Genomic DNA, 12,611 nt, shown 5'->3' with positions numbered 1-12,611 from the left:
GAGAAGTCTGGCGAATATATATTTTTCGACTGTGCTGCGGAAAGTCCGAAAGAACGAAGAAGTTTCTGCTACGACCGTGACGCGCTCGAAAAAAGGAAGGAAAACAAACCTAAAAACAACGCACTCGACAAAGCTGCTGAGATGGGAATCGAAATCCTGAGTGAAGAAGATTACCGTTATTTACAGACTTTAGGCAGCTTCGATACCAAAACATCCAGCTGGCTGAAAACACCCGATAATATTCGTAAACTTGGCGGAGCGATTTTCGGTGATTTCCGTTACGGAACAGTTTTCATTTACCACAACGGCGCAGAATCCTATTATGCAGCGAGGGGATTCCGCGGAAAACTAAAAGTTTAGGAAATTCTTAATTAAGGATTTTCGCTTATTGTTCACATTGCAGATTTTTAAAGAGAAAAAATCTGTGAAATCGGCGAGAGCAACAATAAAATAATCCATAATTCACGAGCCAAAAAAATCCCGGAAACTGTTTCCGGGATTTTTTTTATATCTGTTATTGAAAAACATTAAGGATAAGGCGCAATTGCCACCTCAAGACCATCAATTTCTTCTGTAATATGAATCTGGCAGCCCAGTCTGGAATTATCCTGAACATGAAAAGCCTCAGAAAGCATTGCATCTTCTTCATCACCCATCTCCACCAGTTTTTCTGCACCTTCCAAAACATAAACCTGACAGGATGCGCACATCGCCATTCCGCCGCACACACCAATGGTTCCTTCTTCCGCGAGTTCATAAGACCGGATCACTTCCATGAGGTTCATCGACATATCCGTAGGCGCCACCACCTCATGAGTTTCGCCGTTTCGGTCGGTAATTTTCAAATTGATATCCTGCATGGTTTCTTAATCGATTTTTTTAACAACAGCTTTTTCAGCTTCTTTACGGCTTCCGTCAAAACCGTCTACTCCACTTACTGTTGTATATTTCAATACGTATTTTTTACCTGGATTCAGCATATTGTAAACACTCTGGCACATCAAAGTCGCCTCATGGAAACCACATAAAATAAGCTTCAGTTTTCCGGGATAGGTGTTGATGTCACCAATCGCGTAAACGCCTGGAATATTGGTCTGATAATCGAGTGCGTTGTTCACCACGATTGCATTTTTTTCGATTTCTAATCCCCAGTTGGCCAAATCTCCAAGTTTTGGCGTAAGACCGAAAAGTGGAATAAAATAATCCGTTTCGATATCAAAAGTTTCTCCTTCTTTTTCAACAGTAATCGCAGAAACCTGGCCTTCACCTTTAATTCCGGTCACTTCGGCTGGAGTTACCAATCGGATTTTACCCTGATCTTTCAGTGCCTGAACTTTTTCAACAGAATCCAGCGCACCGCGGAACTCATTTCTTCTATGAATTAAGGTAACTTCGCTTGCAATATTGGCGAGGAAGATACTCCAGTCCAGCGCAGAATCGCCGCCTCCAGCAATCACCACTTTTTTATTTCGGAAATGTTCAGGTTCCTTTACAAAATATTCAACCCCTTTCTCTTCGTAATCACCAATATTGTTGATGGTAGGTTTTCTAGGTTCGAAAGTTCCCAATCCGCCCGCAATCGCTACGGCTTTCGCACGGTGTACCGTTCCTTTGTTGGTTACAACTTCAAAAGTTCCGTCTTCCAGTTTTGTTAAAGTCTGCGCAGTTTCTCCTAAAGTGAATCCGGGCTGAAACTGCTTGATCTGCTCCATCAGATTATCTACAAGATCCCCGGCATTAATTGATGGAAATCCCGGAATATCGAAAATAGGTTTTTTAGGATAAAGCTCGGTTAACTGACCGCCGGGTTGTGGCAACGCGTCGATTAAATGACATTTCATTTTAAGTAAACCTGCTTCAAAAACAGCAAAAAGCCCTGTAGGTCCCGCTCCTATGATCAATATATCGCTTGTAATCATTGATGATTGTTTAAAAAAATTAACTTGGCAAATTTAAGAAAAATAAAAGACCAGCGGGTTGCATAAGAGTGAGAAATGTCAGTTTAAAAGCTATTGAAATCAATGTTTTATATTTGTGGCAAATTTTTTGCAAAACTATCCGCATGAAAAAGATTTTAAGTGTATTCTCACTCTTATTTTTTGTATTGGGTTTCTCCCAAAAACTCGATAACATACAGTCCGGCGAAGTCTTAAATTATCGCATACATTATGGCTTACTCAATGCCGGTACCGCTACATTAAGCACTTTAAAAACTACATATAAAGGCCAGCCCCATTTCCATGTAAGAGGTTACGGACGCACTACTGGTGCCGTGCGCGCATTCTTTAAGGTAGAAGACCGCTACGAAAGCTATATCAATTACAACACAGGACTCCCAAGTTTTTATGTAAGAAATGTGCAGGAAGGCGGTTATACCCAACACCTCGAAGCACTGTTCAATCATAATAATTACACCGTTTTACTTACGGACAAGGAAAAGAATACCTCACGGAGTCTAAAATCTGTGAAAGGAGTTCAGGACATGCTGTCTGCTTTTTATTATTTAAGAAGTCTGGATTCCACCGATCTGCGAGTTGGGAGCGTAAAAAAACTGAATGTCTGGATTGATGATGAAATGTTCCCTTTCCAGATTAAAGTGGTGGGCACAGAAAACATAAAAACTAAATTCGGGACCATCAACACCCTGAAAATTGTTCCTCAAGTAATGAGCGGCCGGGTTTTCAAAGACAAAGAGGGCGTAACCCTGTGGGTAAGTAACGACCGAAACTATGTTCCAATAGCCATTAAGGCGGAGCTGGTCGTAGGTTCGCTAAAGGCAAGTATTGATTCTTTCAGAAATGTAAAATACCCGCTCAACTTTACAAAATAGACTTCATAACTACATAATAAAACCGGAGAAATCCGGTTTTTTTTTGCTTTTTGATGTAACAAAATTTCTGTTTTCGTTGTCTTATTGCAAAACAACTACAACTCCATGAAAACTCCATTTTTCAGCGCCTTTCTGATACTTACTTCCGGACTGATTCTCTCACAAAATACCGCTACCGACAGTATTTCGAGAAAAAAAGCAACGGCCGTAAAAATCAACCAGTCACCCAAAATCGACGGAATTCTGGATGAAGAAGTGTGGCAAAACGCACCTTCAGCAGCGAATTTTATCGAACGCCGCCCAAACAACGGAAAACCCGCCGTTGAATCCTTAAAGTCAGAAGTAAAAATTCTTTATGATGACACCGGAATTTATTTCGGGGCTGTACTTTTCGACAACGAACCTTCAAAAATCGCTAAAGAACTTACTGAACGCGACAATATAGAAAATGATGATATTTTTGGTGTCACTTTAAACGGTTATAATGACCACCAGCAAAGTCTGGAATTTCTTGTTACCCCAGCGGGAGTTCAGGCGGATGCGAAACTCACCAACGATTTCGGTGAAGATTTCAGCTGGAATGCCGTTTGGTTTTCTGCGGTAAAAATAACAGAAACCGGCTGGGTTGTTGAGATGAAAATTCCATATTCTGAACTGAGGTTCCCGAAGAAACAGATACAGGAATGGGGAATCAATATTCTGAGGTTGGTTAACAGAACCAGCACCACCTACGACTGGAATTTTGTTGATAACAAGAAAGGCAGTTACATGCTCTATGACGGAGTGCTAAACGGAATTGAAAACATTAATCCGCCCACAAGACTTTCATTTCTCCCCTACTTTTCAACTTACCTGAACAGTTTTGATGGCACGACCGACGCAAACGTCAACGGCGGGATGGATTTAAAATACGGAATTAATGATGCCTTTACGCTGGATTTAACTTTAATTCCGGATTTTGGCCAGACGTCATTTGACAAATCTGTTTTAAATCTTTCACCTTTCGAAGTTCAGTTTCAGGAGCAGCGTCCGTTTTTCACAGAAGGAACTGAACTTTTCAGCAAAGGAAACCTCTTTTACTCCCGAAGAATTGGCGGCCATCCTTCCCTTAGCCCCTCTTTAAATAATGATGAAGAATTTGTGGAGAATCCTGACAAGGTAAAATTATTCAATGCTGTAAAAGTATCAGGAAGAACGAATAAAGGTCTGGGAATTGGCTTTTTCAATGCTGTTACAGAAAAGATGAACGCGGAAATCCGTAATATCAATACCGGCGAAATCCGCAAAGAAGTCATCGAGCCGTGGGCAAATTATAATGTTTTGGTGCTGGATCAGCGTTTTGGGGGAAATTCCTCGGTTTCACTTGTGAACACCAATGTTACACGGGATGGTAATTTTCGCGACGCCAATGTTACGGCTTTGCTTTTCGATGTGAGAAATAAAAAAAATACGTACCGTTACTTTGGAAGCACAAAAGAAAGTCTCGTAATGAACGGCGAAACAAAGTACGGCAACGAATCTTCTGCAGGATTTAGTAAAGTTTCCGGCGTACACCGTTTTGGCGCCAATTATTTTATGAGAACCAGGGATTACGATATTGGCGATTTGGGTTATTACGACCGAACAAACTTCCACAGCATCAATACCAATTATTCCTACCGCTATCTTCAGCCAAAAGGTGGTTTGAATGTCTTGAATTACAATCTAAATATTTCACACAACCGAAGGCTGGATGAGGATTTATTTACACAGTTTGTAATTCACAACAGCATCGAAATGCAGACGAAAAATTTCTTCAATTTCGGTGGCGGACTCATGATTTGGCCACTGGGTGAAAACGACATTTACGAACCCAGAACTGCCGGAAGACATCTGGATGTTCCCGCGATGATTAACCCATGGATTTTCATAAACACCGATAACCGGAAGAAATTCCGCATCAATACCTATATCGACTACTATGCTTTCGACGAAAAAGGACGTTACCAGTTGATTTATCAGCTGAATCCGAGCTATAAATTTTCCGATAAACTGCGTCTTTATTATGATGCGAACTTCAATTACCAGAATCACGACCGCGGATTTGTCGGTAAAGATGCTAATGACATTTTTATGGGAACCCGAAACCGCTTCACCGTAGAAAACGGAATTTCGTCCCAGTACACTTTCAACAACAAAATGGCGCTGAATCTTTCGTTCCGCCACTATTTCTCAGAAGTTACGTACAAAGGATTTTCAACTTTAAATGCCGACGGAAGTGTAAAAGACACCAGCATTTTCACAGAAAACCGCGACGGAACTTTCAATTCATGGAATGTAGATTTAAGATATTCCTGGTGGTTCGCCCCCGGAAGTCAACTTACTTTGCTATACAGAAATGCTGTTGGAAGTTATCTGGAAGAATCCCGAATCGGCATCAAAGAAAATTTCACCAGACTGTTTAATGAACCAATGGTTGATAATATTTCGCTGAAACTTACGTACTACATCGACTATAATCAGGCAAAAAACTGGCTGAAGCATAAAGGCTGAAAACAAAAAAGACCATTTCGATATTGAAATGGTCTTTTTTTATCTTGATTTTTTACAGCGATTTAAACTGTTCGAGCATTCTTTTATCGTTTTCGAAGAACATTCGGATGTCGCTCATTTGATAAAGCAGCATCACGATTCTTTCGATTCCCATCCCGAACGCATAACCCGAATATTTATCCGCATCGATGTTAACGTTCTTTAAAACTGCAGGATCCACCATTCCGCAACCCATAATTTCGAGCCAGCCGGTTCCTTTGGTGATTCTGTAATCGGTTTCAGAATTCAATCCCCAATACACATCCACTTCTGCACTTGGTTCGGTGAACGGGAAATAAGATGGTCTGAGTCGGATTTTAGATTTTCCGAAAAGTTCTGTTGTAAAAAACTGAATCGTCTGTTTCAAATCTGCAAAACTTACGTTTTCATCAATATAAAGTCCTTCGATCTGGTGGAAAATACAGTGCGAACGCGAAGAAATTGCCTCGTTACGAAAAACTCTTCCTGGAGACAGAATCCGCATTGGCGGCTGGTGTTCTTCCATGTACCTTATCTGTACCGAAGAAGTGTGTGTTCTTAAAAGAATATCCGGATTGGTTTCGATGAAAAAAGTATCCTGCATATCCCTCGCCGGGTGATATTCCGGGAGATTAAGGGCGGTGAAATTATGCCAGTCGTCTTCAATTTCCGGTCCGTCAGCAACGGCAAAACCAATGGATTTAAAGATTTCAATAATTCTGTTTTTTACCAGATTGATCGGATGGCGGGTTCCAAGTTCAGAAGAAAATCCCGGGCGGGTTAAATCTTCTTTTTCTAGGATAAGGTTAGAAGAAGTTGCGTTTTTTAATTCGTCTAGTTTGGTTTCTACAGCCTGTTTCAGGGTATTGATCTTCTGTCCGAATTCTTTTTTCTGTTCATTCGGAACTTCCTTGAATTTGGAGAAAATATCGTTCAAAATTCCTTTTTTTCCGCTGAATTTGATTCGGAATTGCTCAATCTCATCTTTATTTCCTGAGCTGAAATTGTCTACCTCAACCAATAATTCATCAATCTTTTCTAACATCTTTAATATTTATTGAACTGCAAAAATACAATTTTTAACTGAAAATTTCGGCGGTAATTTCAGTCTTAAAATTTTAAATCAGCAGGTTTTTTTCTGCTTTGGTTTTTAGGTATTGAGGAAATTCAGGAACTTTTCGATCGCCTGTTTGCGGTGACTGATCTTGTTTTTATCCTCGGCTTTCATTTCTGCAAAAGTAATTTCATGGTTTTCCGGAACAAAAATAGGATCATAACCGAAGCCTTTTTCCCCGCGAATTTCGTGAATTAAATTCCCGTAAACCCTGCCTTCAAAATAATATTTACCGGTTTGGTCCACAAGACACATTACGGTTACAAAATAGGCTTTGCGGTTTTCTTCGTTTTGCATTTCCTCTAAAACTTTGGCCATATTTTTACCAAAATCGTGGTTGCCAGCATACCGTGCGGAATAAATGCCGGGTCTGCCGCCCAGACTTTCCACTACCAAACCAGAATCATCGCCCAGACTTGGTTTTCCGGTTCTTTCGAAACAGTATTTTGCTTTGATGAGTGCATTTTCATGAAAGGTAGTTCCATCTTCCACAATTTCGTCGTGAATATCGTAATCCGTTAAGGAAGTTACTTTAAAATCATCGCCCAAAATCTGCTGAATTTCTTCTTTCTTGTGCTGATTGTGGGTCGCGATGAGGATTTCTTTGGCCATATTATTGAGTAATAGTAATTTATTTTTCAGAGTAATGTACGCGGTATTTGCGTGTAAAAAGGTAGTAGAACACTGTAAAAAGCAGAATTCCGATTCCAAGAACAATCCATTCTGAAATATGGAATACCTCAGCGAAACTTTCGGTATCGCCGTAAAAAATTAAAATCGACGAACACAGATTATTAAAGGCATGCAGCAAAACAGGTAGCAGCAGTGATTTTGTCTTATGATAAACAAGTCCTAAAACGCATCCGAGCAAAACCGCACCCACAAACTGCCACGGATTACCGTGAACCAACCCGAAAACTACTGATGAAATGATGATGGCGGTTGCAGGATTCATCCCTTTGTTGATTAAACCTTTCTGAATAATTCCACGGAATACAATTTCCTCAAAAATTGGGGCCATAATAACAGCCAGAACAATCATCGTAGCTTTATCATTTGTCATTTGCTCCATCAGACGCGAGAAAAATTCATAATACTTCCCGAAAAAAGGTCCGGTAATGGGAATTTGTCCGGTAATAAATTCAGCAATAAACATCATCCCCAGCATCATCGGAAAAATCAAAAGATACGTTCCGGCATTCGTAGGAGAAAAATTAAAGTTGAGATTTTTGCCGGTCTGCGGTCTTGCAATAAAATAATCAAAGGCGAAAATCGCACCCAGAAAACCCGCTGCATTTGCGATCACTAGATAGAAATCCGTGTACTGAAGATTGACATTAAAAATGAAAATGGAGATCACATTGAGCAGTGAAACGAGGCTGGTAGCGACAATCATTCCGCCAATAAGCGCAAAAGCGCCCTTCCAGTCGAAAATATATTTTTTTTCCGGAGAATTTTCTGCCATAAATTTTGTTTCAACAAAGATAAATCAAAAACATAAAAAAGCGAATTTCAGTACGACAAAACTCGGTTTTCATTTTCCATAAAAAAACACGATTTTTGCAAACTCAAATATCATTATGTCTGAACTCATTAAAGAAATAGAAAGAAGAAAAACCTTCGGAATTATCTCGCATCCCGATGCCGGAAAAACTACGCTTACAGAAAAGCTCCTGCTTTTCGGTGGTGCAATTCAGGAAGCTGGTGCGGTAAAATCGAACAAAATTAAAAAAGGAGCCACTTCCGACTTTATGGAAATCGAGAGACAGAGAGGAATTTCCGTGGCGACTTCGGTTTTGGCTTTTGAATACCGAAATCATAAAATCAACATTCTCGATACGCCCGGTCACAAAGATTTCGCGGAAGATACTTACCGTACCTTAACCGCGGTAGATTCTGTTATTGTTGTGATCGACGTGGCAAAAGGTGTTGAGGAACAGACCGAAAAACTTGTTCAGGTATGCCGTATGAGAAATATCCCGATGTTTGTTTTCATTAATAAGTTAGACCGGGAAGGTAAAGACGCTTTCGATCTTTTGGATGAAGTGGAACAGAAACTTGGCTTAACCGTTTGTCCGCTTTCTTTGCCGATCGGTATGGGGACGGATTTTCAGGGAATTTATAATATTTGGGAAAATAATATCCAGTTATTTTTAGAGGAGAAAAAACAGAAAGTTGGCGAAGCAATTAAATTTGATGATATTAACGACACCAAAATCGATGAAGTCATCGGTGCAAAAGCTGCAACAACTTTGAGAGAAGAACTAGAACTGGTGCAATCGGTTTATCCGGAATTTAGCCGCGAAGATTATCTTAAGGGCGATTTGCAGCCGGTTTTCTTTGGTTCTGCATTGAATAATTTCGGGGTTGGTGAACTATTGGACGCATTCATCGATATCGCGCCGAAACCGCAACCTAAAGAAAGCGAAACCCGTTTGGTAAAACCTGAAGAAAAAGATTTCACTGGATTTGTCTTTAAAATCCACGCGAATATGGACCCGAAACACCGCGACAGACTTGCTTTTGTAAAAATAGTTTCCGGGACTTTTAAAAGAAATGAAAATTATCTGTTGGTAAGAGAAAACAAAAAAATGAAATTCTCTTCTCCAAATGCCTTTTTTGCTGATAAAAAAGAGGTGGTTGACGAAAGTTTTCCGGGCGACATTGTAGGACTTCACGATACCGGAAACTTCCGGATTGGAGATACTTTAACTGCTGGAGAAAAAATAAACTTCAAAGGAATCCCAAGCTTTTCACCGGAACATTTCCGATATATTAACAATGATGATCCATTAAAGGCAAAACAACTCGCAAAAGGAATTGATCAATTAATGGACGAAGGTGTGGCGCAACTTTTCACCCTGGAAATGAACAACCGAAAAATTATTGGAACAGTGGGCGCACTTCAGTACGAAGTCATCCAATACCGTCTGGAGCACGAATATGGCGCAAAATGCACGTACGAACCACTTTCGATCCACAAAGCTTGTTGGATTGAAGCTGACGAAAAATCCGAAGAGTTCAAAGAATTTGCGAGATTGAAGCAGCGATTTATGGCGAGAGACAAGTACGGACAATTGGTATTTTTAGCAGATTCATCATTTACCATTCACATGACGCAAGAAAAATTTCCGAATGTGAAACTGCACTTCATCAGTGAATTCCGAAATAAACAATAAATTTAATCTCCGGTTCGTCCGGAGATTTTTTTGTAAATATTTTGTAAATTGATTTGCAATTCATTTATTTACAGATATTTACCGGAATACTCATCAAAATCTGGTGTTTTAAGGAATACATTTTGATTCTTTTCCGGCGTTTACCAATAAAATCAATTCATGAAGAACTTATTTTTTATCATACTTGCCACTGCTGCCTTAATCTCCTGCGACAAAAGTACGATTCAGCAAACAACGGATAATATCAAACGGGCCGACAGTCTTTTTACCAAAGCCAACGATGGAATTAAGACTTTGGACTCCATCTCAAAAACCATTACAGATTCCGATGGGATTACCAAAAAAGTAATCATTCCGGAAATTGAAAAACAAAAAAAATCGATCGACAGCACCATAAAATCAGGCGGCTGGCGAATCGACTCGATTAACAAACAGATTGAAAAAATCACGAAAAATGTGGTTGTCGGAACTGAAGTTGTAAAAACTTTAGACTCTGCCAATGAATCTTTAAAAAATGGTGAAAGCACGATAAAAGTCCTCACAAGAACCGCTGATAAAATTCTGAAGCAAACCAAAAAGCAGAATCCAACCGCAGAAAATTCAGCAAATGAAAAACTTGCAACTCCCCAAGAGCAGAATAATCCTGTGATTGTGCCAGCTGTGGTAGAAAAAGATCCGATAGTAAAAACCGCCCGACTTGAAATTCAGGTCGATGATCTGAATACTGCAAAAGCACTTTTGAAACAGAAAATCAGGGAAAATAACGCCGATTTGGTGACTGAAAATTTCAGTCAGAACGAAGGCATCCAGAAAGAATATATTACCGCTAAAGTTCCGCTTCAGAACTTCGATCAGCTGCTTTCAAATCTTTCCGGACAGCTCGGCGATGTGAAATCGAAAAGCACGGAGTCTGAGGGCAAAGATTATATCGCTTCGCAAATGTGCGACATTGAAATCACGCTACTCCAGAACGAAAACATTGCAGATAATGCTTTAACAAAAGGCGATGAAGAGGAAAATACAGACAGTTTCAGCGGGGCTTTTATGAAAGGTTTTAAAGTTTTGGGCGATGCGATGCTCTTTTTGCTTCCTTTTTGGCCACTGTTTTTAATTGGCGGATTGGCTTGGTATTTCATCAGCCGCAATAAAAAGAAAAAAGCGAAGGAAGAGTTCGAAAGACAGCAAATCCTGAATCAGCAGAACGCAGCGGCATATCCCACCCAGAACCAGACTTCCACCGAGCCTGTTCAGGAAGATAAACCTGCAGAAACTCCGGATACAGATTATTCTAAATATCTTCCGAAGAATTAAAGTTGAAATATGCTCGCTGATTGAGTTAATAACGCTCATCTCATTTAAGATTTGATCTGCCAAAATTGCTGAATCTGCGAGAACAATCACCCATAATCTAAAGATAGCAATTAAAAAAGCCTTCCGTATTTGGAAGGCTTTCTTTATTTCATATTCACAATACGGTCCACAACATAAGTTGTGTTTCCGCGCCATGGGAGTACGCCGTGGTATTCTTTATAATGCAGATCAAAAGTTTTTCCGTTATTCATTTCCATTTGTCTGAAAATCTCTTCATCTTCAATCGAAAACTCGAATTCATAACTGGTCAGACTTCCTGTCTTGGCATTTGCGCCAAAACCCTGCTGTATCAATTTGCCTTCGTAGGTTTTAAAGATATTCCCCTTTTTTACCGCGTAATTCAGAATTCCGGATTTTACACCTTCCCCGAAAACAAAATAATACCGGTAATAAACGACGCCACTCAGCAGTAAAACCACCGCAACAAGAGTAATCCACAGATATTTCATGACTGGATTTTAGTGATTAAAAATTATTTAGCAATACTGCGGGAAATTACAATTTTCTGGATTTCTGAAGTTCCTTCATAAATCTGGGTAATCTTCGCATCACGCATCATTCTTTCTACATGATATTCTTTCACATAACCGTAACCACCGTGGATTTGTACTGCTTCAACTGTAGTATCCATTGCAACTTGTGATGCATAAAGTTTTGCCATTGCACCGATTTCGGAAATGTCTTTACCTTCATCTTTTTCAACAGCAGCTTTGTAGCACAGCATTCTTGCAGCCGTAATCTGCGTTGCCATATCAGCTAATTTGAATGCGATCGCCTGGTGATTGATGATTTCGGTTCTGAAAGCTTTTCTGGTTTTTGCATATTTAAGGGCCAGTTCATAAGCTCCGGAAGCAATTCCTAAAGCCTGGGATGCAATCCCGATTCTACCGCCATTCAAAACCGCCATTGCGAAATTGAATCCGAATCCGTCTTCTCCGATTCTGTTTTCTTTCGGAACTTTAACGTCGGTAAAGAGCAAAGAATGCGTATCACTTCCGCGAATTCCCAGTTTATCTTCTTTAGGTCCGATTTCGAAACCTGCCCAACCTCTTTCTACGATAAACGCGTTGATGCCTTTATGCTTTTTCTCAGGATCTGTCTGTGCGATTACAATATAGTATGTTGCGTTTCCACCGTTGGTAATCCAGTTTTTAGTCCCATTCAGCAAATAATGGTCTCCCATATCTACCGCTGTGGTTTTTTGTGATGTAGCATCAGAACCTGCTTCGGGCTCAGAAAGAGCGAAAGCACCTATCACTTCACCACTTGCCAGCGGTTTTAGGTATTTCATTTTCTGCTCCTCGTTACAGTATTTCTCCAGTCCGGCGCATACCAGCGAATTGTTTACCGACATTACTACGGCTGCAGAAGCATCAACTTTAGCAATTTCTTCCATGGCTAAAACGTAAGACACACTGTCCATCCCGGCACCGCCGTATTTGGGATCCACCATCATCCCCAAAAAGCCCAGTTCTCCCATTTTCTTCACCTGTTCGTGAGGAAACTTCTGTTCATTATCTCTTTCTATTACGCCGGGCAAAAGTTCTGTGTTGGCAAAATCTCTTGC

At 40.2% G+C, this 12,611-nt stretch carries 12 protein-coding genes; 5 read left to right on the top strand and 7 right to left on the bottom strand.

The window, feature by feature from the left end; all coding sequences use genetic code 11:
* Positions 1-360: DUF4256 domain-containing protein (locus V5N63_RS08700; RefSeq protein ID WP_332033631.1), on the top strand; the 360-nt coding region annotated here is incomplete at its 5' end.
* A 167-nt stretch (positions 361-527) separates the two neighbouring features.
* On the opposite strand, the gene V5N63_RS08695 is transcribed toward V5N63_RS08700, so the two are convergent.
* Positions 528-860 carry a 2Fe-2S iron-sulfur cluster-binding protein gene (locus V5N63_RS08695; protein ID WP_332019152.1) on the bottom strand — a complete coding sequence of 111 codons (333 nt, stop codon included), beginning with the start codon at positions 858-860 and terminating at the stop codon, positions 528-530.
* Between the two features lie 6 nt (positions 861-866).
* Positions 867-1,919: an NAD(P)/FAD-dependent oxidoreductase gene (locus tag V5N63_RS08690; protein ID WP_265144250.1), complete on the bottom strand. Its 1,053-nt coding sequence runs from the start codon at positions 1,917-1,919 to the stop codon at positions 867-869.
* A 143-nt stretch (positions 1,920-2,062) separates the two neighbouring features.
* Between V5N63_RS08690 and V5N63_RS08685 the strand changes: the two genes are divergently transcribed.
* Together V5N63_RS08685 and V5N63_RS08680 are read left to right on the top strand one after the other, a co-directional pair.
* Entirely contained in the window at positions 2,063-2,830 is a 768-nt protein-coding gene (locus V5N63_RS08685) for a DUF3108 domain-containing protein (protein ID WP_332033630.1), read from the top strand.
* A gap of 105 nt (positions 2,831-2,935) precedes the next feature.
* On the top strand, positions 2,936-5,362 hold the full coding sequence (locus V5N63_RS08680; RefSeq protein ID WP_332033629.1) for a DUF5916 domain-containing protein: 2,427 nt from the start codon (positions 2,936-2,938) through the stop codon (positions 5,360-5,362).
* A 52-nt stretch (positions 5,363-5,414) separates the two neighbouring features.
* Here the strand turns inward: V5N63_RS08680 and pheS are convergent, their stop codons facing one another.
* From pheS to V5N63_RS08665, 3 genes are all read right to left on the bottom strand, one after another.
* The gene (pheS, locus tag V5N63_RS08675) at positions 5,415-6,425 is read right to left on the bottom strand and encodes a phenylalanine--tRNA ligase subunit alpha (RefSeq protein WP_332033628.1); all 1,011 of its coding nucleotides are present in this window, start codon (positions 6,423-6,425) and stop codon (positions 5,415-5,417) included.
* Positions 6,426-6,530: 105 nt separating this feature from the next.
* Positions 6,531-7,106 carry an RdgB/HAM1 family non-canonical purine NTP pyrophosphatase gene (gene rdgB, locus V5N63_RS08670; protein ID WP_332033627.1) on the bottom strand — a complete coding sequence of 192 codons (576 nt, stop codon included), beginning with the start codon at positions 7,104-7,106 and terminating at the stop codon, positions 6,531-6,533.
* Positions 7,107-7,125: 19 nt separating this feature from the next.
* On the bottom strand, positions 7,126-7,959 hold the full coding sequence (locus V5N63_RS08665; RefSeq protein ID WP_332033626.1) for a CPBP family intramembrane glutamic endopeptidase: 834 nt from the start codon (positions 7,957-7,959) through the stop codon (positions 7,126-7,128).
* Positions 7,960-8,074: 115 nt separating this feature from the next.
* On the opposite strand from V5N63_RS08665, the gene V5N63_RS08660 reads away from it, so the two are divergent.
* A complete protein-coding gene (locus V5N63_RS08660) occupies positions 8,075-9,673 on the top strand; it encodes a peptide chain release factor 3 (protein ID WP_332033625.1) in 1,599 nt (532 codons plus the stop codon).
* A 159-nt stretch (positions 9,674-9,832) separates the two neighbouring features.
* Entirely contained in the window at positions 9,833-10,984 is a 1,152-nt protein-coding gene (locus V5N63_RS08655) for a DUF4349 domain-containing protein (RefSeq protein ID WP_332033624.1), read from the top strand.
* Positions 10,985-11,127: 143 nt separating this feature from the next.
* Here the strand turns inward: V5N63_RS08655 and V5N63_RS08650 are convergent, their stop codons facing one another.
* On the bottom strand, positions 11,128-11,493 hold the full coding sequence (locus V5N63_RS08650; RefSeq protein ID WP_332033623.1) for a hypothetical protein: 366 nt from the start codon (positions 11,491-11,493) through the stop codon (positions 11,128-11,130).
* 23 nt (positions 11,494-11,516) lie between these two features.
* Positions 11,517-12,611 (bottom strand): acyl-CoA dehydrogenase family protein (locus V5N63_RS08645; protein WP_332033622.1); only part of this gene is annotated, 1,095 nt, incomplete at its 5' end.

The organism is Kaistella sp. (genome assembly GCF_032060305.1).
In the GTDB taxonomy this organism is placed as follows: Bacteria; Bacteroidota; Bacteroidia; order Flavobacteriales; family Weeksellaceae; genus Kaistella; species Kaistella yananensis.
This window is presented reverse-complemented; position numbering and strand designations above follow the sequence as displayed.